This window comes from Streptomyces sp. NBC_00659 (assembly GCF_036226925.1).
Classification (GTDB): Bacteria; Actinomycetota; Actinomycetes; order Streptomycetales; family Streptomycetaceae; genus Streptomyces.
In genome coordinates this window covers 5,079,884-5,105,775 of record NZ_CP109031.1, presented here as the reverse complement: position 1 = coordinate 5,105,775, position 25,892 = coordinate 5,079,884, and the positions used below count along the sequence as shown (strand labels likewise).

General features: G+C 70.9%; 16 protein-coding genes. 6 read left to right on the top strand and 10 right to left on the bottom strand.

All coding sequences use genetic code 11. The annotated features are described in order from the left end of the window. Nucleotides 1-109 precede the first annotated feature (109 nt). From OG410_RS22135 to OG410_RS22125, 3 genes are all read right to left on the bottom strand, one after another. On the bottom strand, nt 110-817 hold the full coding sequence (locus OG410_RS22135; RefSeq protein WP_329300791.1) for a DUF4255 domain-containing protein: 708 nt from the start codon (nt 815-817) through the stop codon (nt 110-112). After that, nucleotides 814-4,017 (bottom strand): hypothetical protein, encoded by a 3,204-nt coding sequence (locus OG410_RS22130; RefSeq protein WP_329304200.1) that lies wholly within the window; start codon nt 4,015-4,017, stop codon nt 814-816. Before OG410_RS22130 ends, OG410_RS22135 begins: the two co-directional genes overlap by 4 nt. Before the next feature lie 191 nt (nt 4,018-4,208). After that, nucleotides 4,209-4,928 (bottom strand): helix-turn-helix transcriptional regulator, encoded by a 720-nt coding sequence (locus OG410_RS22125; RefSeq protein WP_329300789.1) that lies wholly within the window; start codon nt 4,926-4,928, stop codon nt 4,209-4,211. A gap of 228 nt (nt 4,929-5,156) precedes the next feature. Between OG410_RS22125 and OG410_RS22120 the strand changes: the two genes are divergently transcribed. From OG410_RS22120 to OG410_RS22110, 3 genes are all read left to right on the top strand, one after another. After that, complete coding sequence (locus OG410_RS22120; RefSeq protein ID WP_329300788.1) at nt 5,157-6,494, top strand: COG1470 family protein; 1,338 nt, start codon at nt 5,157-5,159, stop codon at nt 6,492-6,494. A gap of 491 nt (nt 6,495-6,985) precedes the next feature. Next, the gene (locus OG410_RS22115; RefSeq protein ID WP_329300787.1) at nt 6,986-10,669 is read left to right on the top strand and encodes a S8 family serine peptidase; all 3,684 of its coding nucleotides are present in this window, start codon (nt 6,986-6,988) and stop codon (nt 10,667-10,669) included. A gap of 137 nt (nt 10,670-10,806) precedes the next feature. Then, nucleotides 10,807-11,856 (top strand): helix-turn-helix domain-containing protein, encoded by a 1,050-nt coding sequence (locus tag OG410_RS22110; RefSeq protein WP_329300786.1) that lies wholly within the window; start codon nt 10,807-10,809, stop codon nt 11,854-11,856. A gap of 28 nt (nt 11,857-11,884) precedes the next feature. On the opposite strand, the gene OG410_RS22105 is transcribed toward OG410_RS22110, so the two are convergent. From OG410_RS22105 to OG410_RS22090, 4 genes are all read right to left on the bottom strand, one after another. Further along, nucleotides 11,885-12,298 (bottom strand): LppU/SCO3897 family protein, encoded by a 414-nt coding sequence (locus tag OG410_RS22105; protein WP_329300784.1) that lies wholly within the window; start codon nt 12,296-12,298, stop codon nt 11,885-11,887. 107 nt (nt 12,299-12,405) lie between these two features. Beyond that, the gene (locus OG410_RS22100; protein WP_329300783.1) at nt 12,406-13,671 is read right to left on the bottom strand and encodes an acyltransferase family protein; all 1,266 of its coding nucleotides are present in this window, start codon (nt 13,669-13,671) and stop codon (nt 12,406-12,408) included. Then, nucleotides 13,668-15,842 (bottom strand): glycosyltransferase, encoded by a 2,175-nt coding sequence (locus tag OG410_RS22095; RefSeq protein ID WP_329300782.1) that lies wholly within the window; start codon nt 15,840-15,842, stop codon nt 13,668-13,670. Before OG410_RS22095 ends, OG410_RS22100 begins: the two co-directional genes overlap by 4 nt. Before the next feature lie 24 nt (nt 15,843-15,866). Beyond that, nucleotides 15,867-16,358 carry a hypothetical protein gene (locus tag OG410_RS22090; RefSeq protein WP_329300781.1) on the bottom strand — a complete coding sequence of 164 codons (492 nt, stop codon included), beginning with the start codon at nt 16,356-16,358 and terminating at the stop codon, nt 15,867-15,869. Nucleotides 16,359-16,587: 229 nt separating this feature from the next. On the opposite strand from OG410_RS22090, the gene OG410_RS22085 reads away from it, so the two are divergent. Both OG410_RS22085 and OG410_RS22080 read left to right on the top strand, forming a co-directional pair. Next, nucleotides 16,588-17,598: a glycoside hydrolase family 26 protein gene (locus OG410_RS22085; RefSeq protein ID WP_329300780.1), complete on the top strand. Its 1,011-nt coding sequence runs from the start codon at nt 16,588-16,590 to the stop codon at nt 17,596-17,598. 110 nt (nt 17,599-17,708) lie between these two features. Beyond that, nucleotides 17,709-19,385, top strand: coding sequence for an outer membrane protein assembly factor BamB family protein (locus tag OG410_RS22080; protein WP_329300779.1), 1,677 nt, complete (start codon nt 17,709-17,711; stop codon nt 19,383-19,385). 67 nt (nt 19,386-19,452) lie between these two features. Here OG410_RS22080 and OG410_RS22075 read toward each other — a convergent pair whose 3' ends face one another. After that, complete coding sequence (locus tag OG410_RS22075; RefSeq protein ID WP_329300778.1) at nt 19,453-19,707, bottom strand: hypothetical protein; 255 nt, start codon at nt 19,705-19,707, stop codon at nt 19,453-19,455. Between the two features lie 378 nt (nt 19,708-20,085). Here OG410_RS22075 and OG410_RS22070 point away from each other — a divergent pair, with 378 nt between their 5' ends. After that, a complete protein-coding gene (locus OG410_RS22070) occupies nt 20,086-23,136 on the top strand; it encodes an FG-GAP-like repeat-containing protein (protein ID WP_329300777.1) in 3,051 nt (1,016 codons plus the stop codon). Between the two features lie 89 nt (nt 23,137-23,225). On the opposite strand, the gene OG410_RS22065 is transcribed toward OG410_RS22070, so the two are convergent. Next, nucleotides 23,226-23,795: a hypothetical protein gene (locus tag OG410_RS22065; protein ID WP_329300776.1), complete on the bottom strand. Its 570-nt coding sequence runs from the start codon at nt 23,793-23,795 to the stop codon at nt 23,226-23,228. A 3-nt stretch (nt 23,796-23,798) separates the two neighbouring features. Further along, entirely contained in the window at nt 23,799-25,442 is a 1,644-nt protein-coding gene (gene ctaD, locus OG410_RS22060; protein ID WP_329304199.1) for an aa3-type cytochrome oxidase subunit I, read from the bottom strand. Nucleotides 25,443-25,892 lie beyond the last annotated feature (450 nt).

Below are 25,892 nucleotides of genomic sequence, written 5' to 3'. Positions count from 1 at the left end.
TGGTCCGCGTCGGCGGATACGGGTTCGGTGACGGCAACGGGTTCGGTGACGACAGCGGGTTCGGTGACGGCAACGGGTTCGGTGACGGCAACGGGTTCGGCGGTGTGTGTCACGGCTGGCGGTCTCCCCGGTGGCGCCGCTTGGCCGGGGCGAGGCCCCGCTCACGCGGGCCGGCGAAGCCGTCCGCGCCCGGGTCCGTCGTCTCCCTGTAGCGCAGCCGACGTCCCGGCGCCGGTTCGCCGTCCTCGCCGCGGGCGGCGGAGCGCACGACGAGCCCTTCGGTGACCGGTGGCGCGACGGCCGTGGTCACCCCGGCGAGCGGCGCCCGTACCCGCACCCCGAGCGACACCTTCAGCTCTCCGCCGAGCGCCGACCACACGTCGGAGGCGGCCGGCGCGTCGAGCCCGGCCCCTCCGGCGTCCAGGCTCACGGTCAGGCCGAGTTCGGCGAGCGTGCCGGTGAGCAGCCGCGCGGGCAGCGTGTCGGTGGCCACCAGAGTGGCGAGCACCTGCGAGAGCAGCCGGTGCTCGTCCTGCGGGCGGCTCGCCCACGCCGTGACCAGGTACGTCAGCTCGAACCAGCGGGGCGGGGTGCGCCGCGCCACCAGATGCCCGTCCGCGTCGTACACCTCCCCGGCGCCGCTGCCGCGCCGGACGGCGTCCTCGCGGATGTCGTACAGGAACACGCAGACCGTCGGGGCGCTGCGGCGCGCCGCCCAGTCCCGGGTGGGGGCGTCGAACACCACGTCGATGCCCGACGTCTGCAGGCCGGACTCGCCGAGCAGCCGGCGCAGCCCCTCGTCGACCTCGTGGATCACCGGCGGGTCACCTCGTCGGGCGGCTGCACGCTGCCGCTGACCACCAGGAAGTCGGTCTTCACCGGTGAGAACCCGGGGCCCTTGGCGGTGATGGTGCGCGGTCCGGTCTGGTCCTTGGCGAGGATGAGCAGCTGGCCGATGAAGGTGCCGTCCGGCTTCGGCACGGTCGGCGCCGCCGTCGCGGTGATCCCCGGATTCCAGGTGAACCGCACCGGCACTCCCGGCGGGAAGTCCTTGCCGCGCACCGAGGTGACGAAGCCGGGCTTGCCGACCGCCGGCACCGCGACGATGCGGGGCTGGAGGATGCGCAGCCGCTGCCGGGCGGTGTTGTCGCTCTTGTCGGCGTCCGTCCCGGTGGTGGTGAGAACTCCGCTGACCTGGCCGGTCAGCGCCTTGTCGGGACTGAGCACGACGCGTACGACGGTGCTCGCACCAGGCGTCAGATCCGGCAGCGCGCACACCCAGGAGGTGTCGCAGCCCGTCGGCGGCCCGCTGTTCGGGATGTCGGGAAGGCCGATGCGCAGCCGCAGCCCGGTCGCCAGCGCGTTGCGGCCGTTGCGCACGGTGTACGTCACCACGACACGGCCGCCGACGTAGCCGGGGTTCGGCCGGGCCGAAACGCTCACCCCGGGCCCGGCGTCGGGCTCGGGCGCCTGCGGGGTCGGAGTGGGTGTCGGCGTCGGGGTCGGAGTGGGTGTGGGCGTCGGAGTCGGCGTGGGCGTGGGCGTCGGGGGCGGCGTGGCCTCGCGCACCGGCACCACGGTCCGGCCGGCGTTGTCGCTGGGCGCCGGGTCCAGAACCGTACCGGTGACCGACCAGTCGACCGGCTGGTCGCCGGCGGTGACCCCGGTGAGGGTGACGGTCACGGGAACGGTGGCGCCCGGCTCCACCACGCCGACGTCGCACTGGAGCGAGGCGGCGTCGCAGGTGTCCCCGGGCCAGGTCACCTTCGTGATCTGCACACCGGCGGGCGGGTCGATGGTGAGCGTGGTGCCGGGGGAGGCGGCGGGGCCGTTGTTCACCACGCCGACCTGCACCGTGGTGGAGTCGCCGACCGTGACCTCCGGGGCGGTGCCGGGCGCCTGGACCGCGAGGTCCACGGACTGCTGGACGCTGGGTTCCTTCTGCCGGCCCGGGAGCTCGGTCGTGAGCTTCGTGAGCTTGCCGGACGCGATGTCCAGAAGCTTCAGTTTCTCGGGGGTGTTGACCGCACGACTGGGGCGGGCGCTGATCACCAGCCCCTTGCCGTCGGCCGTCCAGGCGGCGTCCCGCGGCTGGAACGGGCCGGTGTTCTCCGGCAGTTCCCGGCCGCAGGCGCCGGGCTGGTCACGGGCGGCGGTGGGCAGCAGCACCTGGCAGCCGGCGCCCGACGGCGACGTCAGGAGGATGCCGTTCTGCTCGTCGATCCGGCCGGCGCCGTTCTTGCGGTTGAAGGCGATACGCAGACCGTCCGGGGAGAACGCCGGGCTGTCGTCGATGACCTCGCAGTCACCCGGGCAGATCCTGGCGCTCAGGTCGTCCTGCCGGGTCAGGCCGTTCACGGGCACGGTCCAGATGTGCTTGTTGCCGCCGCTCCCGTTGATCTCCATGCTGCGGGTGAAGGCCAGGGTGGTGCCGTCGGAGGACCAGGTGGGCTGGGCGTCCCGGCCCTGGAGCTGTCCGGCCGGCGGGGTGACCTCGCCGGTGATCGCCCCGGTGATCGCGTCCGCGATGAGGATGCTGCTGGGACCCGCGGCCTCACCGACGCCGCCCGGCGAAGTCCGGGTGAAGGCAAGGTGCTTGCCGTCCGGGGAAAACGTCGGGTCGGTGTCCCAGTCCGTCGCGGCGCGGTCCTTGAGCGGCATGGGCGCCGCGTTGGAACCGTCGGCGTCCACCATCCAGATCCGCTCGATCCGCCGGCCGTCGGCGTCGGTCTCGAAGCGGGTGACGACGATCCGGCGTCCGTCGGGCGTGTAGTTCTGCCGCTCGGTCCACGGGTCGAACCCGGACGCCGGTTGGAACAGCGGGTCCTTGGCGGGATCGGTGTCGGTGTCGGCCGCCGGGTCCTCGTTCAGGATCGTCAGCCCCAGGTCGCGGGGGTCGGACCCGTCCGACCGGGCGTCCTGCAGCGTCACCACGTGCGCGCCGGGGTGGTTCTTGTCAGGAGCCGCCGCCGAGGTGCGCTCCACCACCACGCCGCCGCCGTCGAGCGGGCCGAGCCAGGTGGGCGAGAGGACCTCCCGGTCCTCGTTGAGCACCAGCGCGGGTTCCTGGTCGGAGTGCGCGGGCGAACCGAACACGTGGTCGTAGTCGCCCTCGCACGTGCAGGTGGTCTCGGGGCTCAGGAACACCACCCCGTCCCCGTCGGGCTTCCACGCCGCCCCGTGGGCACGCCAGGTCGCGTACGTCCCCCCGAACAGCGGCTCGTCGCCGGTCCCGGCCGCGTTCGCCACCCGCAGCCGGGGCACGCTCTTCCCGTCGACGGTGGTCGTGGCGGTGTACGCGATCCAGTCCCGGTTCTCGTCGTCGTTCACCGGGTTCCAGGCCGGCTCGGACGCCGTGCCGTTCGCGGGATCGGTGATCCGGGTGGGGGTGCCGCCCGCCAGCAGCCGTACGTAGATCTGCTGTCCCACCGACACGTCGCTGTCACTGGCGTACGCCAGCTGCCGCCCGTCGGGGGAGACCGTCGGGCCCTCCTCGTCGGCGGGGGTGTCGGTGAGCCGCGTCAGACGATCTGTGCCGTCGGTGCGTACGAGCCACAGGTCGCGCTGCGTCCCGTCGTCCGGGCCTCCGGACCCGGCCGCGTCGAACACCACGGACTGCCCGTCCGGTGTCAGCCGGGGGTGCGCCGCGTCCATGCCGGTGGTGAGACGTCGTACGGAACCGTCGGCGGCGCGGAGGTAGATCTGCGGAGTGTTCTCGTCACGCCGGCTCGCGAAGACCATCTGGCTGCCGAGGGCGGACGGCTGGACGTCGAAGTGTGCCGGGCCGGCACCGAACAGCGGGTTGCTGGAGGTGGTACCGGCGACCGTGCCGAGGCTGCGGTGCCCGGTACCGGCGTAGGCGATCCGGGTGCCGGTGGTGTCGGCCGCCGGCTGCGGCCGGGGTTCGGCGCTGCCCTGTCCTGAGGCCGCCGTCACCGCGAGCAACGGGATCAGCAGCAGCAGCGACGCCCCGAGTTTCCCCGGGCGGTACCGCCCACCGGGGCCGGCGGTGCGCATCACGGTCCACCTCGCAGTCTGGTGCAGCATCTGGACGTCCCCTGCCACCCTGCGACAGCCGCACGCGACGCGGCAGGGCGGCGGGGCCGTATCCGGGGGAAGCGCGGGGTGCGCTTTCGGGCAGTGCGGTTGGCCTTCGGGCAGTGCCGGGGTGCCCGGGCGCCGTCGGACCGGCTCGTCGCGGGCCGTTGTCAGATCAGCCCGTTGCGCAGCGCGTAGCCGACCGCATGGGCCCGGTTGCGCAGTTGCAGCCGGGTGATGACCTCGTGCAGGACGTTCTTGACGGTCCGTTCGGAGTACGCGGTCTTGCGGGCGATCTCCGCGGTGTCCAGGCCCTCCGACACCAGGCGCAGCATGTCCGCCTCGCGGGTGGTCAGTGTGGACAGGGACAGGCCCCGTGGGTCGAGCGCCGAGCGCTGGAGGCTGCCCACGTGGCTGAGCAGTTTGCCGAGCAGGTCGCCGGGCAGCACACCCTCGCCGTTGGCGATCGCCAGGACCAGGTGGAGAAGCCGCTCCTGGTCGGCCTCGGCGCGCCGCAGCACCGCCGACACGCCGCACTCGATGACGCGTTGCAGTGCGCCGGACCCGAGGGTGCCGATCACGAGGCCCGCAGGGCTGCCGGTGTGCCGCAGCCGCTGCAGCAGGGCGGCCACATCGTCGTCGACGTGGTCCACGACCACCAGCGACGCCTGGGCCTGCTCCACATCGGCGTCGTCGAGCAGGTCTATCTCGGGGCGCTGACGCAACTGCTGGACGACGCCGACGCGCAGGACCGGATCGGCGGCGTAGACGGCCAGGGTCACCCGGACCGGACGATCGGAGCGGGAGAACTGGTGCGTGACCCGGGCCGGGACGGCCACAGGTGTCGTGAGGGCCGATACGGCCGGGTTGTACTCGTCCGAACGGGACATGGCCGGATTACCACCTGATACATGAGTGCGTGGGGGAGCGGGACACGGCGGGCGGGGCGATCGCCGGAAAGGCCGGAAAGGCCGGAAAACGGAGTGGGCACGACGGCGGGCCACATCAACGGCTTACAAACGTAAAGGAGTTGACTTGGGCTTCAAAGGCATCACGACTGCCCGCGTGTTGCCCTTGCATCCCTCGTCGCGGACCGGGCTCGCTCCTACCGTGGTCGCGTGACGCCTTCTGCAGCCTCTTCCGGCCCCGATGCGCCCAGCCTCGACTTCCCGGCCGTGACGGTGGCGCCCGGCAGCACCGCCACGACCAGTCTGACCGTCCGCAACGACAGCGACATCGTCGAGGCGTACAGCCTGGAGGTCGTCGGGGACTGCGCCTCCTGGGCCACCGTGGAACCCCCAAGGGTCTCCCTCTACCCCGGCACCTCCGAGACGGTGACGATCCGTCTGGAGCCGCCACGCTCCCCGGAGATACGCGCCGGTGACCTGCCTCTGGGCGTACGGGTCCTGCCGGCCGAGCATCCCGACGCGGTGACGGTCCCCGAAACCACTGTGCACATCGAGGAGTTCCACGAGCTGCGGACCGAGCTGGCCCCGCGCCGCCGGCGCGGCTGGCTGCGCGGCCGCTACCGGCTTGCGGTACGCAACCAGGGCAACACCCCGGTGCAGGTGGGCTTCACTCCCGGCCAGGCGGGCGAGGAGCTGGCGTTCACCTTCAACCCGGCCGAGCCGAAGCTGGAGCCCGGCGAGGTGGTCGAGGTCGGGCTGCGGGTCCGTACGGGCAAGCCCGTGTGGTTCGGCTCCCCGGCGGTGTGGCCGTTCACCCTGGCCACCGCCGAGACCGGTGACCGGGACGGGAACCAGCGGGACGAGACCGCCGACCCGCCGCCGCTGGACGCGGAGTTCGTCCAGATCCCCATCTTCCCGAAGTGGCTGCTCGCCGTGCTCGCGGCGCTGCTCGCGCTGCTGCTCGCCTGGTTCACGCTGGTCCGCCCGGCGGTGCGCAGCGCCGCGAAGGAGGCCGCCAACGAGGTGGTTCAGCCGCGCCCCACGCCCGCAGGAGAGCAGGGCGGCAACGGGCAGACCCCTGGCAACGGTTCCGGCGGCGCCAGCGCCTCGCCCGACGGCCAGGGCACGGGCACCGGTTCCGGAGCGGGCGGCGACGGCACCTCGGCCGGAGACGGCACCGCTGTCGGCGGCGGTCAGCAGAGCTCGGCGACCATCGACCTGAAGACCTCCGGCGGGACGACCGAGGCCGGCACCTACAAGGTGCCCGAGAAGAGCGTCTTCGGTGTGACGGACATCGTCGTCGCCAACTTCCAGGGCGATGAAGGGGTGATGACGATCAGCTTCGGCAACCGCAAGATCACCACGATCGCCCTGGAGACCTTCCGCAACCAGGACTACCACTGGGTCACCCCCATCAAGATCCCCGCGAACAACACCGTGACCATCGAAGTGACCTGCACGAAGCCGGGCACTCCGGCCACCGGCCGCCAGGCGCAGGGATGCCACGAAGTCCTGAACGTGAGCGGTGTGGTCAGCCGCACCGAGTGAACGGAACCTCAAGCTCCCGATCATTTTTGATTGGTGCCGACTACACCTGTAAAGAGTGGCCATCGATTCTGTCCAGAATCGATGGCCACTGGTCTCAAAAACGGCATCCAGTCACAGACGGCACACAAACGGCAGTCAAACCAACGGCATCATCACGGTCAACGGCACCTCCGGTACCAGGTACATCCACGTCGGCGACCGCCGGAACACGTCCGCCCTCGGCGCGTCCGAGCTCGACGGCCATCCCCCGTCCCACGCCGACCCACGTCGCGGAACTCACCCTTCGACACCGGGCCGCCCGGTGACGTGAGCCCGCCCGTGCCCGAAAAGTGCGGGTCGCCTGGGCGTGCGCGGTTTGCGGGCGGCAAGTCCTTGCCATGGCGAGGACTTGCCGCCGTCCGGCCTTCACGTCGGTGTGAACCGGCCGATAGACCCATGGCATGTCCTCCCCCTCTCAGTCTTCCGCCTTTCGGCGCAGACGCCGGCGGCTCGTGTCCGCCGCCACCGCGTTGCCGCTGCTGGCGTCGGGGCTCGCACTTCTGCAAGCGCCCGCACAAGCCGCTCCGGCCAAACCCACGGTTCCCGCCAGGCCCTCGGCGACCCACAAGGTCACCCTGGTCACCGGCGACGTCGTCACCGTCACCACGATGGCCGACGGCCGGCAGACCGCCGACGTCCACCGTCCGGACAGCGCCGTCGGGGGCGTGAAGATCCAGGAGATCAAGGGCGACCTGTTCGTCGTCCCGGACGAGGCGGCTCCGCTGCTGGGCGCCGGGAAGCTGGACCGGCGGCTGTTCGACGTCACCGACCTGATCGAGATGGGCTACGACGACGCGAAGTCGGCCGCCGTGCCGCTGATCGCGGCGTACACCCAGCCGAAGTCCCGCTCCGCCGTCGAGCCGAAGGCCCCCCGCGGCAGCAGGCTGACCCGAAAGCTCAAGGGCATCCACGGTGCCGCGCTCAGCACCGAGAAGCGGCAGGCCCGCACCTTCTGGACCACCATCGCGCCGCAGGGGGGCGCGAAGTTGGGCGCGGGTGTGTCGAAGCTGTGGCTCGACGGACGCGTGAAGGCCAGCCTGAAGGAGAGCGTGCCGCTGATCGGCGCGCCCGAGGCCTGGAAGGACGGCTACACCGGCAAGGGCGTCAAGGTCGCGGTGCTCGACACCGGCATCGACGTCAACCACCCCGACTTCGCGGGCGTGATCGACGGAACGACCAGCTTCGTGCCGGGCGAGGGCGTCACCGACGTCAACGGGCACGGCACGCATGTGGCGAGCACGATCGTCGGCTCCGGCGCCGCGTCCGGAGGCGACTACAAGGGTGTCGCCCCCGGCGCCGACCTGTTCGTCGGCAAGGTGCTCGGCGGCGCGGAGGGCTACGGCCAGGACTCCTGGGTCATGGCCGGCATGCAGTGGGCAGCCGAGTCCGGTGCGGACGTCGTCAACATGAGCCTCGGCGACACCTACCCGACGGACGGCAGCGACCCGATGTCGCAGACCGTCGACGCGCTGTCCGAGCAGTACGGCACGCTGTTCGTCATAGCCGCCGGCAACGCGGGCCCGGAGAGCGTCTCCGCCCCGGGCGCGGCCGCCTCGGCGCTGACCGTGGCCGCCACGGACAAGCAGGACCAGCTCGCGTCCTTCTCCAGCACCGGCCCGCTGGCCTGGTCCGGCGGTATGAAGCCGGACATCGCGGCGCCCGGCGTGGACATCACCGCGGCCCGCTCGCAGGACATGACCGACGGGGGCGAGGGCCTGTACCGCACCCTCAGCGGCACCTCCATGGCCACCCCGCACGTGGTCGGCGCGGCGGCGATCCTGGCCCAGCGGCACCCGGACTGGACCGGCGCACAGCTCAAGGAACACCTGATGAGCACCGCGAAGGGCCTGGACGGCGGGTACTCGCCGTACGAGGTCGGCACCGGCCGTGTCGACGTGGCCGCCGCCGTGCGCACCACGGTCCGCGGCACCGGATCGCTCTTCTTCGGCAACTACACCTGGCCGCACGAGCCGAGCGACGCCGCCGTCACGAAGGACCTGACCTTCACCAACACCGGTTCCGCCGACGTCACGCTGAACCTGACGCTGACCGAGGACGGCGGTCCGTTCGCGCTGGGAGACACCGAGGTGACCGTCCCGGCGGGCGGCACCGCCGCCGTCCCGGTGACCGGCGACCCGCAGGCCGCCTCGGCAGGCCGGCACGTCGGCTACGTGATCGGCACCGACGCGGCCACCGGGAAGCCGGTGACCCGCACGTCCGTGGCGCTGCTCAAGGAGGAGGAGCGCTACGACCTGAACATCAAGCTGGTCGGCCGGGACGGCAAGCCCGCCGCCGGCTGGGTGGGCATCAACCTGGCCGGCGACGTCTGGCCGTGGAACGTCTACGTCGACGGCTCGACCACCATGCGCATGGCACCCGGCACCTACACCGTCGCGGGGTACCTCGACGTGGCGGGCGAGAAGGCGGACCGCTCGGGTCTGGCCGTGCTGGTCGATCCGGAGACCGTGCTCAAGGACGGCTCCGCGGACGTGGTGCTGGACGCGAGCAGGGCACACCTGCTGCGGACCGAGGCGCCGCAGCGCACCGAGGACCGCCAGCGCAAGGTCGACTTCAACGTCCACTACAAGGGCCTCGACCCGTACCTGGACTACCGCAGCGCGTACGTGCTGCCGCCGACGTACGACGACGTCTACGTCGCGCCGACGCAGCCGATGAAGCAGGGCGAGTTCATGCTGACCACCCGCTGGCGCAAGGGCGAACCGCAGCTCGGTCTGAGCACGGCGGGCGGTCACCGCAGCTTCGACGCCCTGGTGCAGGCGGGCAGCACGCTGGGCACCGTCACGGACAGGCTGGACACCGTCTACGCGGGCGACGGCTCGGCGGCCGCGTACGAGAGGATCAGGGCCAAGGGCAAGCTCGTCGTCGTCGAGCGCAGCGACGAGGTCTCGCCGCAGGAGCGCGCCGAGGCCGCGGTGGCGGCAGGCGCCAAGGCGCTGATCGTGGTCAACGACGGTGTGGGCGCCCTGATGGAGTACGTCGGTGAAACGGCCGTCCCGGTCGCCACCGTGCACCGCGACGAGGGCAGGGCACTGGTCGCGATGGCCAGGACCGGCCACTTCAAGCTGACCGCGAAGCAGACCGAGTACACGCCGTTCGTGTACGACCTGACCCGGGACTATCCCGGCCAGGTGCCGGACCGGGCCCTGGTCTACACGCCGGCCAAGCGTGACCTCGCCCGGATCGACGCCCGCTACTACTCGGCCGCGGGCGGCACGTCGGCGGAGGGCTACCGGTCCGACTTCACCCTCAGCCCGTCGTTCAACCTCCCCGAGGCCGAGTGGCACCCGGGCACCCGCACCGAATGGGTGACCCCGGGCCAGAACTGGAGAGAGTTCCACGCGCAGGGCGTCGACGGAGCCCTGCCGTGGGTGATGGTGTCGGGCGACAACACGTACGCCAAGGGCAGCATCACCCGTCTTGACTGGTTCGCTCCGGCGACCCGGCCCGCCCAGAGCGAGTCCTTCGGCGTGTACAACTCCCGTTGGCAGAACTACATGACCTGGAACGTGCAGGCGTGGGCCTCCGCGAGCGACACCATGCGGCTGGGCGGCTACCTGCCGTGGGGTGAGACGCCGTCCCACCTGCAGATCTTCCAGGGCGACACGCTCATCCACGACAACCCGGCCGGCGGGGACATGCAGTGGCAGGAGGTACCGGCGGGCGACCTGCCCTACCGCGCCGTCCTCGACGTGGAGCGGCCCGGTGACGTCTTCCGGCTGTCGACGCGCACCCACTCCGAGTGGACGTTCAGGTCCGGCACCGTAGACGCGGACGACTTCGAGCCGTTCTCGGTGCTGAACCTGGACTACAAGCTGGAGTCGGACCTGCACGGCGACGTGAAGGCCGATGCGACCCAGAAGATCGCGCTCAAGCCGGTGTCGATGGACCTCGGCACCGTGCCGGGCAAGGTCACCACGGTGAAGCTGGACGTCTCGTACGACGACGGTGCCACCTGGCAGAAGGTGACCTTGACCAAGGGCGACGGCGGTTACTGGAAGGGCTCGTTCAGGACGGCGAAGAAGCCCGGCGGCTTCGTCTCGGTGCGCGCGAGCGCCGGGACGGACCGCGGCTACAGCGTCAAGAACGAGATCGTCCGGGCGTACGGCCTGCGATGAACCGCACTGCCGGGCCCCGGGGAGTCACCTCCCCGGGGCCCTTCCCGTCACACCTGCTCCCAGCAGGGACTGTTCAGGGTCTGCCGCCTTGGCACATACTCTCCCCGCTGCGGCAAGTGGAAGAAGGTCGGTCGCCGATGCTGGACGTTCTGGGCCTCGAACCCGATGACGAGCTGGTCTACCGGGCATTGGTCGGACGGCCGGACTCCACCGCGACGCTGCTGTCGGATCTGCTCGCCGTACCGCGGGCCCACGTCGACAAGGCCTTGTCCCGGCTGGTCGGGTGGGAACTGGTGATCAGGTCGGCGGACGAGCGGTTCACCGCCGCGCCGCCGGCCATGGCGTTCGGCGCTCTCATCAGTCAGCGCCGGGACGGGCTGCGGATGGCCGAGCAGGCACTGGTGACCCTCGCCGAGGAGCACCGGGCCGCGATGACCGGGAACAGCATCAACGATCTGATCGAAGTCGTCACGGGCCGCGACGCCATCCGCCATCGCTTCCTCCAGGTGCAGCAGGCGGCCCGTACGCAGGTCCGCAGCTTCATCACCGCGCCGTTCCTCGCCGTCCCGCCCGAAGAGAACACGGCCGAACCCATGGCCATCGACCGCGGCGTGCACTTCCGGGCGGTGCTGGACCGGGCCGTGCTGGCAGAGCCGGGCATCGTCACCGATGCCATCGCCTCACTGCGCAACGGCGTCCAGCTGCGTGTGGCCGACCGGCTGCCGATGAAGCTCGTGCTGGCCGACGCCGAGCTCGGCCTGGTCCCGCTCGCGGTCACACCGGCGGGAGAGCCCGGCGCCGTACTACTGCACCGCAGCGGCCTGTTGGACGCGTTGGACGCGCTGTTCGAGACGGTATGGCGCACCGCCCACCCGCTCGAACTGTCGGGCACCGGCGCAGAGGCCGAAACCACCGTGGAGCTCGGTGCGGAAGGCCCGAGCGACCTCGACCGCAGGATCCTCGCGCTCCTGCTGGCCGGCCCGACCGACCAGACGGTCGCCGCACAGCTGGGCCTGTCACCGCGCACGCTGCACCGACGCCTGCGCCACCTCATGGACATGGCCGGAGTCCGTACCCGGATGCAGCTCGGCGGTCATGCCGTCCGGCACGGCTGGGCAGCGCCACCCGTGCCGGGCCGGCAGACATCTCCTCCTGCCGCGCACGGTGTTCCGGACGAAACGACCTAGCCGTCTCGGGCCGGGCCGCAGAGGGGTCCTACTTCTTGACCGGGTCCAGGCAGAGGACGAACTTGTCGGCGTCCCACTGCTGCGCGAGCGCGGCCTCGCCGACCTTGCACGCGTTGATGTCGAAGGTGTTCTCGACGACCTTGAGGACCTTGTAGTTGGCGCCCTTGTCGTCGCAGCTCCTGGTCTCCACGTCGGGGTTGTTCTCGGAGCCGGTGACCTTGACGCAGTCCCCGACCTCGGCGCGTACCGGGGAGTCGAAGACGTAGCCGATACCGAGCTTCACCACCACCGCGACGACGATCAGGACGACGACACCGAGAACCTTCTTCAGCTTGCTCTCCCTGACGGGGGCGGCAGCCGCGGGCGCGGCCCCGGGTACGGGCTGCCCCGGGCTCTGGGAGAACTGCGGGTCCTGCGGGGCGGGGGGCGTGGGAGCGCTCATCTGCGGTCTTCCTGGATCTTGCAGGGAATCGAACGCGCGCACGCTACACGAGATGTAAGAACCAGATAAGCGCGGGGTACGGGAAGGTCGTCGCAGCTGACGCGGTACTAGCGACTGCGGCGGCGGCCCTTGGAGCGGCGGGGATAGGGGAAGAGCCGCGGGCGGCGCTTGGCGGCCACGTCCTCGATCCAGCCGAAGAGCAGGATCGCCAGGCAGATCAGCGGAACGGCGAGCACCAGCGGGGTCCACTGGCTCGACAGCAGCCACTGGGCGTGGTGGTAAAGGAAACTGTTGCTCCACAGCGGGTCGATCAGCGGCTCGGTCACCACCAGCGCGACGGCGTGCCACAGGTAGACGGTGACCGCGCGGGAGTTGAGCAGGGTGATCACGCCGTTGAACCGCTCCAGCGGCTTGGGCCACCTCTCCCAGGACGGGCTCAGGTGGAGCAGCAGCAGCACCGCGCCGAACGACCAGATCGCCTGGGCGACCGGTACCGCTTCCAGATCGTGCCCGAACCGCGGGTTGTCCACGGGCGACTGCATCAGCCACCAGTAGCCGAACATGAGCACCAGCGGTGCGAGGGACGGCACGATGTACTGCGGGATCCTGCGGAGCAGCCCCTCCTGGTGGGCCATGCCGAGCAGCCAGCAGGAGCCGAAGGTGGTGAAGTCGGTGACGGCTTCCATCAGGCGGCCGGACTGGTCGACCAGTCCGGAGTTGATGAAGACCGCGAGCGCCAGCGGCACCATCAGGGTGACCCAGGGCAGCTTCCGCATCGCCTTGAGCATGAGCGGCGACAGCAGGACGTACCAGAGGTAGGCGCGCAGGTACCACAGCGGCACACAGATCTGTTCGGCCCAGGAACTCGGCAGGTGCCCGCCGAAGGTGTGCAGCGAGGCCCCGAACGGCGGCTCGCTGAACGGCAGGATCCAGTAGGCCAGGTCGCCCCACCACCAGTTGGTGTGAAGGGCGTCGGGCCTCCAGCCTTCCAGGAGCATCAGCGGCACCACGACCGCGCCGAACAGCCACATCGGCGGCAGCAGACGGCGCAGCCGGCCGCGGATCACGCCCAGTGCCGGCCGGTTGAGGGACCGCACCATCAACGACCCTGCCAGCGCGAACATGACGCCCATGGAGGGGAAGACGATCGGCAGCCAGGTCCAGCCGAAGTTGTGGTAGATCACCACGCGGACCAGGGCGAGCGCTCGCAGCAGGTCGAGGTAGCGGTCACGGCCGGGCTTGTGCGCGGGGGCGGGGGCGGCCTCCTCGGGCTGCGGGTCGAAGTGCGCGGCAAGCACGGCAGGGTCCACCCGCAGGGCGACGGTGTCGGAGGAGTTCCGGGTGCCGAAGGCACCTCGATCCGCAGTACTCATGAAGACGTCGCCCCCGTTGTGTGCTCAAGCCCGACCTCACCGGTGCGCTTCAGCTTCTGCCAGCGCAACCGGCCCCCGGTCATCGCGGTGATGGTGGACTGCAGCAGCACCATGTACATGAGCACCCGGTAGACCACCTGCTGGGCCGGCAGCGTGATCAGGTGCCACGCCTTCTCCTTGTCGAGGTGGAAGGACCACCAGGCGCAGACGGCCTGAAGGGTCATCACCGCGAACCAGGCGGCCAGGGTCCTGTACGCGTCGACGAAGACCACGCCGTAGACCATGCCGATGTCGATGGCGGGTGCGAGCAGCGGGGTGACCACCATGAACAGGGCGACGAACGGCAGGCCCACCCGGCCGAAGCGGCCGGCCGGGCCGCGCTCCAGCACCGCGTGCCGGTGCTTCCACATCGCCTGCATGGTGCCGTAGCTCCAGCGGTAGCGCTGTGACCACAGCTGCTTCATGCTGACGGGCGCCTCGGTCCAGGCCCGGGCGTTCTCGGCGTAGACGACCTTCCAGCCGGCCCGGTGCAGGGCCATGGTCACGTCGGTGTCCTCGGCGAGCGTGTCGTCGCTCATGCCGCCCGCCTGCTCCAGCGCCGAGCGGCGGAAGCCGCCCACGGCGCCGGGGATGGTCGGCATGCAGTTGAGCACGTCGTACATCCGGCGGTCGAGGTTGAAGCCCATCACGTACTCGATGTGCTGCCAGGCGCCGATCAGCGTGTCGCGGTTGCCGACCTTGGCGTTGCCGGCCACCGCGCCGACGCGCGGGTCGGCGAAGGGCTGCACCAGCTCACCGACGGTGGCGGGTTCGAAGACCGTGTCGCCGTCCATCATGACGATCAGGTCGTACGAGGCGGCGGCCACACCGGTGTTGAGGGCGGTCGGCTTGCCGCTGTTCGGCTGCCGGATCAGCCGGACCATCGGCAGGTCGAGCTCCTCCACGATGGCGGACGTGTCGTCGGTCGACCCGTCGTCGACCACGATCACTTCGACGGGGTGCTCGCTTCTGGCCAGGGAGAGCAGGGTGTTGGTGATGCACTCCTGCTCGTTGTACGCGGGCACCACCACGGTGACCGGTTCGGTGACCGGGTCGCCCCAGGTGAAGCCCGGTTTGCGGATGCGCCGCACGTGGATGGCCGAGAGCACCAGCATCAGCGCGAACCGCAGCATGACCAGCACGCCGACGACCGCGAGGAGGCCGACCAGCCACGGCAGCAGCCGCACCGAGAAGGTGGTGCACCACAGGAACGCCTTGCCGACCCACAGGTTGTAGCTGGTGACCTTGGCGTTGGCGGAGCCGGTGCCGAGCGCCTCGCCGGTGGTCTTGAAGGCGTAGCCCTGGTCCTTGAGCTTGTCGATGATGATCGGCAGCGCGGCCAGCGTCTGCGCCCGGTTGCCGCCCGCGTCGTGCAGCAGGATCATCTCGCCCTGGCCGGGGAGGTCGGGCATGGCTGCCTTGACGATGGAGTCGACGCCGGGGCGCTTCCAGTCGTCGGTGTCCTTGTCGATGAAGGCGGTCAGGTACCCCTCCGACCCGGCCTGTTTGGTCACCGGCCACGACCAGTCGTCCAGCGCGTCCACGGTGGAGGAGTAGGGCGGGCGGAACAGGCTGGAGTGGATGCCGGCGACACCGGCCAGCGCGAGCTGGGTCTCGCCCAGCTCCCAGGTGAGCCGGGAGCCGGAGTGCATCGCGAGGTCGGGGTGGGTGAAGGTGTGCAGACCGATCTCATGGCCTTCGGCCACGATCTGGCGGATCAGCGCCGGGTTACGGGTGACCATCGAACCGGTGACGAAGAAGTCGGCGCGGACGTTCTCCTCTTTCAGCACCTTGAGGATCTTCGGCGTCCACTCGGCGGACGGTCCGTCATCGAAGGAGAGGACGACGGTCCTGTCCGGAATCGAGTAGTTGACCGGCTTGTTCTTCTTGTCGCCGCGCGCGTCGACGATCGGGCCGCCCTCCAGAACGCTGGTCGGGACGGTGATCTTGTCCACCGAGGTGGCGATGGCCTCGTCGTGGAAGACCTCGTTGTTCGCCATGCCGCGGAGCACCATCAGCGCCAGCAGGGTCGCCAGTACGGTCACCGGCAGAAAGAAGCGCAGGGGAGGTGCGGCGAGTCGGCGCGGCCGCGCTATGGACTGCCGTGAGCGTTGACGGCGGGTGCGGGACATGGATTTCCTGGTGGTCGCGTCTGGCTATGGCACGGTGGCGGTGGCGGGGGTTGACGCCGCCGTGCCGGCCGTCGTCGTCGCGGTGGCCGACGGCTCGGTGTCGATGACGGTGGTCGACTCCGTGGTACCGGCCGCCGTCGTCGCGGTGGCCGACGGTTCGGTGTCGATGACGGTGGTCGACTCCGTGGTACCGGCCGCCGTCGTCGCGGTGGCCGACGCGGTGCCATCGGTGGTGGTCGCTGTGGCGGTGGCGCTCTGTCCGGATTCGGCGGCGCCGGGAGCCGCGGGCAGCGGCGCGTTCAGGTACTGGCTCGGCGGCGTGGTGTCAGCGGTGGCGGGGACGGTGAGCGCGGGCGCCTGCGACTGGGTTCCGACCAGGCCGGTGACCATCGCCACCACGCACCCGGCGCAGAGGACGCCCACCAGCCAGCCGAGACCGCGCAGACGGCGGCCACGGGCACCGGTCTGGTCCACAAAGACGGGAGCGGGCTCGACCTCCGTGGAGGTACTGGTCATCGACGGCCTCGAGCCTTCCTGCGTCGTGTTACACGTGTTACCACTGCCGGTTCGACGACGCCGAAAGCTGTGAGTAGCGCGAAAAAGTGATGCATATGCAAGGAAGGGGAGATTATCCGACCACTCCCGATCGTGCACAAGATTACATATGAAGAATCGGTGAATGTCACGAGGGTCTCGTAGAGTTCCGGTGACGTCGCTTGCCTCCTGCCCGATCGGACCTTCCCGCATGGCCATGACCCGCCGCCGCAGCCGCCTGTCGGTCGCCGCGATCCTGATGGTCGCCGTCTCGTTCCTGGTGGACGCCTGCGGTGGCGCGGGAAGCGAGGGCGACGCCAAGGCGGGTGGAGCCGGCGCCCCGGCCGCGCACTTCCAGGTCTCGTCCATGCTCGAGCCGTCCGGCCGCGCGCTGGGCGTCGTCGACGACAAGACGCCCTGGCAGTACGACATCGTCGACGCCTTCGCCGAAGAGGCCGGGCGGACGCCCGACATCCGCGAGTACTACAGCTCCTGGGGCGACGACTTCGACACGGAGGGCAACGCCTTCCTGTGGCAGCGCGGCCAGTTGCCCATGATGGCGCTGGTGCCCTCCGACACCTCGCTCGCACACATCGCCCAGGGCGAGGACGACGCCTACATCCGCCGGCTGGCGGACCAGATCGCCGCCTACGACGGCCCACTGGCCCTCTCCTTCGCCGGCGAGATGAACGGCCCGTGGAACTCCTGGGGCCCCGGGCACGCCAAGCCCGCCGACTTCGTCGCGGCGTGGAAGCATGTACACGACACTTTTGCCGCACAGGGCGTCACCAACGTGATCTGGGTGTGGACTCCGCACGTGGTCGACTCGGGCACGACCGCGAAACTGCGCCCGTACTATCCGGGCGGCGCCTACGTCGACTGGGTCGGCCTCATCGGCTACTACGGGCCGATCGACGGCGCCGCCTTCTCCAGCCTGTTCACCCCCACACTGCGTCAGATCGCGGGCTTCTCCGGCAAGCCGGTGCTGATCGCGGAGACCGGGGTGGCGCAGAGCGACCGCAAGGAGGCGCACATCCGTGACCTGCTCCGGGGCGCCGCGAAGGCCGGCGTCATCGGGCTCGTCTGGTACGACCAGCGCAAGGACTGGCCGGGCGGCAAGCAGCTGATGGACTGGCGGATCAGCACCTCGGTGGGTGCGCTGGCCGCGTTCCAGGTGGAGACGGCCCGGAACAAGTTCGGTCATTCGTTCAAGAACGGCTGATCCAGGGCGGGGCAGGGGAAGCCGGGCGCAAGCCCGTGAGGGACGACGTTTTTCATGGCGCATCACTGCGGCTGGCGCATGCGGATGCCCGACCAGGGGAGATCACGGAGATGACGACGGAATCGTCGCCGGGCCAGGGTGCGCCGCAGGAGGACCTCGGCTGGGCCTTCCAGCCCCGTAAGTCGGCTGCCGGCCCGCAGCCGTACCCGGGAACGCCGGCAGACTCGGCCGACCGGCCGCAGCCGTACCGGGAGCAGCGGCAGCCGGAGCCGGCCGTCCCGTCGTGGGACGGCAGGTCTCCGGCCGAGCGGGACGGCAGGTCGTCCGACACGCGGTGGGACGGGACCATGCCGCTGGGGGTTTCCGAGTTGCGCGCCGACGCCCACGAGGCCGTGCGCGAGCCGGGGCACCGGACATCTCCGCACATCCTGCGCGACAGCGGGTGGGCGGACCAGGAGTCCGGATACCCGTCGGCGGCCACCGCCGTCCTCGACCGGGAGGCCCTTCGCCACCCCGGGCCCGGCGCCGCGCAGCCGGGGCCCCCTGCGGGCGGCGAACGAGCCGGGAAGACCAGGCGGGTGGGCAGGATCGTGCTCACCCTCGCCGTCCTCGCCGCCGCCGGCGGGGTCGCCACCGTCATGTTCAAGCAGGAGGAGGCCGCTGCCGTCGCCTCGGAGAAGCTGACGCGGGTGTGGCAGATACCGGCGCCGGCCGCCGACGACGCGCTCATCGGCAGCTGGCTCACCGACAAGCTGCTCGTCCGGGCCAGCAGCCGAGGCGGCCTGCGGGCCTACGACCTCAGCGACGGCAAGCAGGTGTGGCGCGCCGCGTCCCCCGCCACCGCCGCCGGGCGCGGCACCGTCCCCTGCGGGATGTCGCCGACGGTCAGCGCCCAGGGCATCGGCACGGTCGCCTTCGGCAAGGACGGCAGCACCTGCACCTGGCTGGCCGGCGTCAAGGCGTCCACCGGCAAGATTCTCTGGTCCCTGCCGCTGACCAGCAAGAAGCACCCCGTGGCGGCGACCGCCACGACCTATCTGCAGGGCGATGTCGCCACCGTCGTCGGCGTGAACTTCCTCGGCGGTGTGGACCTCCGCACCGGCAGCCGCGTATGGGGCTACCAGGCCCGCGGTCACTACTGCAACGCCTACGGCTGGGGCGCCGACGGCGTCGTGATGGTGGACGACTTCTGCCTCGACAAGAAGACCAGGTTCATCCTCACCGCGTTCGACGGCAAGACCGGGAAGGTGATCTGGCGGAAGTCCGAGAGGGCCCACTCGGATGTGACGCACATCCTGTCCGGCTCCCCGCTGGTCGCCGCCGTCCACACGGCGCGCCAGGACTCCGTGCAGGTCTTCGACACCAAGGGGACCGGCCGCAAACTGGCCGTGGGCAACGACGAACTCACGACCGGCAACGAGACCGGCGCCGACCACTCCGCCCGGCTCTACGGCAAGGTCCTGGTCACCCCGGCCACAGCCGCCGGCAGCCCGGTGATCGACGGCTTCGACACCACCACCGGCGCCAAACTCTGGACCCAGCGCTCCGCCGTGCTCGCCGTCCCCGCGTCCGGCGCGGACGGCAAGGTGTACGCCATCACCACGTCCGGCTCCCCGCAGCTCGTCACCATCGACGCGCGCACCGGTCGCACCACCCCGGTCGCGGGCCTGCCGGTGGGGACCGGCAAGTGGGGCTTCACCTCGGGCACGGTGTACGTCACCTCGGACGGGAGCGTGCTGGAACTCAACGCCCTCGGGTCGCACGGCGGAGTGCGGTTCTACCAGTAGGGCCTCCCGCCGGGCGGCGGGATCACTGTCGGGCGCGGCCGGCCGGTCCCGTACGCACGCCCCTGCGCTACCGCGCCTGGGCGAGGGACCCGGTCCGCCCGGCCGGGACCTTCGCCGCGTCCGCTGCCGGCTTTCTGCCGAAGTAGACCCAGGCCAGGGTGGCGAGGACCGAGCCGTTGAGCAGGATGAGCAGCCACAGCAGCTTCGGCAGGAAGCGGACGCGGTCACGGGGCGTGCGGGCGCAGTCGATCAGACCCCACAGCCAGATGAAGCCCGTGAGGGCGATCAGCGCGAGGGACGTCAGGTCCACCATGTGCAGCATCCGTCTTCTCCTTGCTCGGACTCGGGTTCAGGTTCGGGCTCGGGCTCGGGCTCCGCGGGAGCGGCGCTCACCCCCTCATCGGACGAGCCCCTCCGATCGGTTCACGAAATCCCCGACCGGGTTCGAGGAATCTCGGACCGGTCCGGGCAGGCACTGGTCGATTCACGGAACGCGCTCAACGTGCCCCGGTGCCACGGCAGATCACCGCCCGTTCCCCGGCCGGGGCAATGGTCATGCGCAAGCAAAATGCTAAGATCCGGCCACTCGCCTGGGGGGGTGTCCGAACGTCATATGCCCGCACGTCTGTGACCTGCGGTGCGACGGCCCACGCACATGTCTCTCCACGCTTTCAGCCACCGTTTCCCGGAGAGGTCCCGCATGGGCAGACGCGCGCTCGTACGATGCGCAACCGCCGCCGCTGTTTCCTTCACGCTCGCTCTCGGACTGAGCCCGCTCACGGCCGGCGTCGCGCAGGGTGAACCGGTCACCGGAGAGGTGGTCGTGCCGGCCACGACGTCCCTGGTTCCCCGGACGGGCCTGCTGAGCGCGGGACCCTCGGGATTCCTCCGGTACGAGGAGGGACGCGGCCAGCTGTGGACGACGTACGACGGTGTCGACACCGTCGTCGACGCCTCGGGCACGGACGCGTACGGCGTCACGAGTGCCGGCGCGGGTTCGGACGTCGTCGCCCGCTTCGACAGCTCCGCCCGGACCGTGACGCTGCGGAACATGACGTCGGGTCAGGTCGGCACGGTGGCGCTGCCCGACGGACACTTCTACTTCAGCACGCTCGGGTCGACGGTCGTCACGACGACGGGTACCCCGGGCGACTCCCGGTGGCATCTGCTGGACGCCCGCGACGACGGCTCCGTCTCCGACCGCGCGGTGGAGGGCGTCCCCTCCGGTGTCTACACGCAGTCCGCCGCCGGTCTGGGCGACGCGCACGGGCAGGTCGTGCGGTACCGCAAGGGCGACGACGAGGTCACCGGGTGGCTCGACGTCGCGCAGGCGCGCTTCACCGCCCTGCCGTACGAGGTGCTGCCGTGGTACGACATGGTCGCGCTCAGCCCCACCCACCTGGTGTGGTGCTACGACGGTGTCCTGCACGTCGCCTCCCGCCAGAACCCGGACGCCACCGTGCGGACCGTGCGCGTCGGCGACATCTCGCAGGTGCTGGGCCTGGTCGGCGACACCGTGATCGTGGCCCGGTACGACTCCTCCCTGGGCAGGTCCGGCACCGACCGCGCGGTCTCACGGGTCGAGGCCGTCCCCCTCGACGGCTCCGCTCCGCGGACGCTGATGGCCAGGACGTCGGTGCGGGCCATGGCGACTCCGGACGGCGGGCTCCTCGTACCGGGCGGCGCCGACACGGACCACTGGGGCGTCTCCCTCGTCGAGGCCGCCCCGGGCGGCGGGGTCACCGTGCGCCGGATCGCGGACGCGTACCCCCGCAAGGCCGCCCACACGGTCTCCCAGCTGACCTTCTCCCAGGGGCGGCTGACCACCCTGGAGCTGGACCCCGTGGGCGACTGGACGTATCTCCACACCCGTGAGACGGGGGTGGCCGGCTCCCCCACGGCGGGAACGCGCACCACCCGTGGCCGGATCACCATGGAGAACTACGCGCAGGGCCGCCCTCGTCTCCTCGACACCGGCGACGGCCGCACCGTCATCTCCGGTTACGGCACGAGCACCGCCCAGCAGCCCCAGCTCCTCGGGGCCGGCCAGTCGCTGCCCGGCACCCGGATCGACAGCTCCCGCAGCTATCAGACCGCGACCGCCGCGAACGGCCGCTTCGCCGCCCTGGCCAGGCCGTACGACAGCAACGGGGTGACCGAGACCCGGATCGTCGACGTCGACTCCGGACACACGGTGTTCACCACGACGGAGAGCGTGCGGGCGATCTGGGGCACCACCGTGTGGGTGATGTCCGGCAACGACAGCGTGGTCCCCTACGACCTGCCGACCGGCAAGCAGGGCGAGCCGGTGTGGTTCGGGCGCGGCTGCCTGCTGAACGACTTCCAGGCGGTCAGCCGGTGGCTGCTGTGGAACTGCGTGCTCGACTCGGAGGGCCAGGGCGTCTACGACACCGTCACCAAGCGGAATCTGACGCTGGTGTCGGGCGGCAGCTGGGAGCAGGCGCAGCTCGGCGACGGCTTCGTCGCGACGGTCGCGTCCGGACAGCTCAAGGTGATCGACGTGCGCGGCGGAACGCCCGTGGCGCACACCGCCGGGGCGTTCGAGGGCAACGCCTGGGACGTCGACCCGTACACCGGTGTGATCGCCCAGCTCCGCTCCGACAACAGCATCCGTCTGACCGCCAGTGACGTCCCCGTCTCGGCGCTCGTCCAGCGCGACGCCACCGTCGCCGCCTCGGTCGACGTCAAGGGCGGCGCCACGCAGTGGGGCCCGAAGTGGTGGCTGAACAAGCCCGCGGCCTCCTGGAAGCTCGAGATCGGCGACAAGGCCGGTACGGCCGTGCGGGCGCTCTCCGGCGGTCCGGCCCGCGGTGTGGTGGACCCGGCCTGGAACGGCAAGGACGGCTCCGGCCGGCTGGTGCCCAACGGCGCCTACACCTGGAAGCTGACCGTCACCCCCGCGGACGGGCAGGGCTCGGCACTGACGAGGACGGGTTCGGTCAAGGTCACCGGAGCCGCCGCGGTCCGCCGCGACTTCGTCGGGTCGGACGGCTCCGGCGAGCTGGTGACGCTCAACAGCTCGGGCGGGCTGACGTACCAGTACGGGACGGGCAAGGGAACGTTCACCGGCAAGGTGTCGGGCTCCGGGTGGCCGACCACGGTGAAGGCGGTGCCCTTCGGCGACCTGAGCGGTGACCGCTGCAACGACATGCTCGTACGGTTCAGCAGCGGCTCGCTGCGCGCCTACCGGCCCGCGTGCGGGGCGGCGGTGACGCCGTCCACCGCGTACACCTCGCTGGGCACGGGCTGGAACCAGTACGACGTGCTGACCTCGCCCGGGGACGTCAGCGGCGACGGCCGGGCCGACCTGATCGCCCGCCAGTCCTCGACCGGCGACGTCTACCTCTACAAGGCGACGAGCACGGGCACGTTCTCCGCCCGGGTGAAGGTCGCGTCCAAGTGGACGGGGTACAAGAAGGTCGTGGGCGCGGGTGACCTCGACGGCGACGGTCACGGTGACCTGCTGGCCCAGGACAAGTCGAACGAGCTGTGGCGCTACGACGGCACGGCGACCGGCACGTTCAAGGCCCGCGTGAAGGTCTTCAACGACTGGGGTTCGTCGTACAACGTGGTCGTGGGCGTCGGCGACGTCACCGGCGACGGCCGGGCCGACCTCGTCTCCCGCGACACCGCCGGCACCGTCTGGCGCAACGACGGCAACGGCAAGGGCTCCTTCGGCGGCCGTACGAAGACCGCCACCGGCTGGCAGGGGTACAAGGGCCTGTTCTGACCGGCCTCCGCCACCAGCGATCGGGCCCGGACGACATGTGTCGTCCGGGCCCGATCGCTGTCCGTTCGCTGCCGCGGGCCCACGACAGGTCAGCCGGTACGGCCCCGGACATCGCGCGGATGCGGGCCGGTGCGCGGGGACGGGTGGGCCACCGTGGCCGCGATCAGGAGGAACACGCCGACCAGGGCCGCAGGAACGGCGGCCGTCAGCCAGTGACCGCCGGTGGGGCCCGTGGTCAGGAGAAGGCACGCCGTGGCCGCGGCGGCGGCGAGGCCGGTGGCGGTCAAGGCGGCGAAGACGGTACGGCCGCTCCCGGAACGGTCCTCGGCGGCCGTGGCCCCGCTCCCGAGCTGTGCCCAGTGGCGGGCCGCCTCCGCGGCCTCGCGCCGGCGTCGTACCACCGCGCGGACCCGGAGGCCGAGGGTGACCGCCGCGCCCGCCGCCGCGGTGAGGGCGGGGATCCACCATGCCTCGGTCACCAGGAACAGGGCGGCGATCGTGCCGGCCGTGCTCCAGGCGCTCACGCAGGCCGCGGCCGCGCTCCGGCGGGAGTGGGGACGGTCGGCGCCCGCGCGCAGATCGGCGAGGGCCGGGACGTACCAGACGCTGCCGGACACCGTCAGCAAGGCGGCGCCCAGCGCCAGAACGGGCTGCGCCATGGCTCAGTTCACCGCCTCGGCCGCGGCGATCTCCGGGTGGTGCAGGTCGAAGGCCGGGGACTCGGACCGGATCCGCGGCAGCGAGGCGAAGTTGTGCCGCGGCGGCGGGCAGGAGGTCGCCCACTCCAGCGAACGGCCGTAGCCCCACGGGTCGTCGACCTCGACCTTCTCGCCGTACTTGGCCGTCTTCCACACGTTGTAGAGGAACGGCAGGACCGACAGGCCCAGCAGGAACGACCCGATCGTGGAAAGGGTGTTGAGGGCCGTGAAGCCGTCGGAGGCGAGGTAGTCGGCGTAGCGGCGCGGCATGCCCTCGACGCCCAGCCAGTGCTGGACGAGGAAGGTGAGGTGGAAGCCGGCGGTCAGGGTCCAGAAGGTGATCTTGCCGAGGCGCTCGTCGAGCATCCGGCCCGTCATCTTCGGCCACCAGAAGTGGAATCCGGCGAACATCGCGTAGACGACCGTGCCGAAGACCGTGTAGTGGAAGTGCGCCACGACGAAGTACGAGTCGGAGACATGGAAGTCCAGCGGCGGTGACGCCAGGATGACGCCGGTCAGACCGCCGAAGACGAACGTGACCAGGAAGCCCGTGGTCCACAGCATCGGTGTCTCGAAGGACAGACTGCCCTTCCACATGGTGCCGATCCAGTTGAAGAACTTCACCCCCGTCGGTACCGCGATCAGCATGGTCATGAAGGAGAAGAAGGGCAGCAGCACACCACCGGTGACATACATGTGGTGCGCCCACACCGTCACCGACAGGCCCGCAATGGCGATGGTGGCGCCCACCAGGCCCATGTAGCCGAACATCGGCTTGCGGGAGAAGACCGGGATCACCTCGGAGACGATGCCGAAGAACGGCAGCGCCAGGATGTAGACCTCGGGATGGCCGAAGAACCAGAACAGGTGCTGCCAGAGCAGCGCGCCGCCGTTCGCGGGGTCGAAGACGTGGCTGCCGAACTTGCGGTCGCACTCCAGCGCGAACAGGGCCGCCGCCAGCACCGGGAAGACGATCAGGACCAGCAAGGCGGTCAGCAGCACGTTCCAGGTGAAGATCGGCATGCGGAACATGGTCAGACCGGGGGCCCGCATGCAGACGATGGTGGTGATGAAGTTGACCGCGCCGAGGATGCTGCCGAAGCCCGACAGTGCGACACCCATGATCCACATGTCGGCGCCGAGCCCCGGCGAGTGGACGGCGTCGGACAGCGGCGCGTACAGGAACCACCCGAAGTCGGCGGCGCCGTCCGGGGTGAGGAAGCCGAAGGCGGCGATGGACGACCCGAACAGGAACAGCCAGTAGGCCAGCATGTTCAGCCGGGGGAAGGCCACGTCGGGCGCGCCGATCTGCAGCGGCATGATCCAGTTGGCGAAGCCGGTGAACAGCGGCATCGCGAACATGAGCAGCATGATCGAGCCGTGCATCGTGAACGCCTGGTTGAACTGCTCGTTCGACATGATCTGCAGTCCGGGCCGGGCCAGTTCGGCGCGCATCAGCAGCGCCATGACACCGCCGACGCCGAAAAACACGAACGCCGTGACCAGGTACAGCGTCCCGATCCTCTTGTGGTCGGTGGTCGTCAGCCAGTCCACCCACGAGGCGCGGACGGGCCCCTCGGCGGACGTTCCGCCGGGCCGCCCGGACACCTCGCCGGCCGCGCGTGCCGCGGGGGCCGTGTCCGTCCCGGCGACCGCGTCCGTCCCGTCGGGCGTGGCCGCCGCGGCGACCCCGTCCGTCTCATCGGCCGTGCGTGCCGCGCCGGCCGCGTTCGCCGCCTCTGCCCTGCCGGCCGCGGAGACCGCGGTGCGCGGTCTCGCCGCCTCCTCCGGGCGCGTCTGTGCCTCGTCCACCGGACGACTCCCTCCCCTTCTCCACATGTCCCGCCCCTGAGGCGTGTCCTGTCCGGCACACGTCCCGCTCAGGGCGTCGGCGGGCCGGGAAGTGCCGCGCACGGGGGTGGACGCGGTGCCGCTTCCCGGCCGCCGCCTCATGATCGGCTCCGGGACACGGGGGCCGGATAGGGCCGAACAGCCCCTGCGAAGGCCCTGACCGGAGGGCCCAACGGCCCCTCCGGTCCCGGTGGGCGACGGCCGACG

What these genes read in the sequence shown, in the direction of transcription:
- OG410_RS22130 (WP_329304200.1), bottom strand. Translation starts at nt 4,017, where the DNA reads ATGCGCACCGCCGGCCCCGGTGGGCGGTACCGCCCGGGGAAACTCGGG.
- OG410_RS22125 (WP_329300789.1), bottom strand. Translation starts at nt 4,928, where the DNA reads ATGTCCCGTTCGGACGAGTACAACCCGGCCGTATCGGCCCTCACGACA.
- OG410_RS22110 (WP_329300786.1), top strand. Translation starts at nt 10,807, where the DNA reads ATGCTGGACGTTCTGGGCCTCGAACCCGATGACGAGCTGGTCTACCGG.
- OG410_RS22105 (WP_329300784.1), bottom strand. Translation starts at nt 12,298, where the DNA reads ATGAGCGCTCCCACGCCCCCCGCCCCGCAGGACCCGCAGTTCTCCCAG.
- OG410_RS22100 (WP_329300783.1), bottom strand. Translation starts at nt 13,671, where the DNA reads ATGAGTACTGCGGATCGAGGTGCCTTCGGCACCCGGAACTCCTCCGAC.
- OG410_RS22095 (WP_329300782.1), bottom strand. Translation starts at nt 15,842, where the DNA reads ATGTCCCGCACCCGCCGTCAACGCTCACGGCAGTCCATAGCGCGGCCG.
- OG410_RS22090 (WP_329300781.1), bottom strand. Translation starts at nt 16,358, where the DNA reads ATGACCAGTACCTCCACGGAGGTCGAGCCCGCTCCCGTCTTTGTGGAC.
- OG410_RS22085 (WP_329300780.1), top strand. Translation starts at nt 16,588, where the DNA reads ATGGCCATGACCCGCCGCCGCAGCCGCCTGTCGGTCGCCGCGATCCTG.
- OG410_RS22080 (WP_329300779.1), top strand. Translation starts at nt 17,709, where the DNA reads ATGACGACGGAATCGTCGCCGGGCCAGGGTGCGCCGCAGGAGGACCTC.
- OG410_RS22075 (WP_329300778.1), bottom strand. Translation starts at nt 19,707, where the DNA reads ATGCTGCACATGGTGGACCTGACGTCCCTCGCGCTGATCGCCCTCACG.
- OG410_RS22070 (WP_329300777.1), top strand. Translation starts at nt 20,086, where the DNA reads ATGGGCAGACGCGCGCTCGTACGATGCGCAACCGCCGCCGCTGTTTCC.
- OG410_RS22065 (WP_329300776.1), bottom strand. Translation starts at nt 23,795, where the DNA reads ATGGCGCAGCCCGTTCTGGCGCTGGGCGCCGCCTTGCTGACGGTGTCC.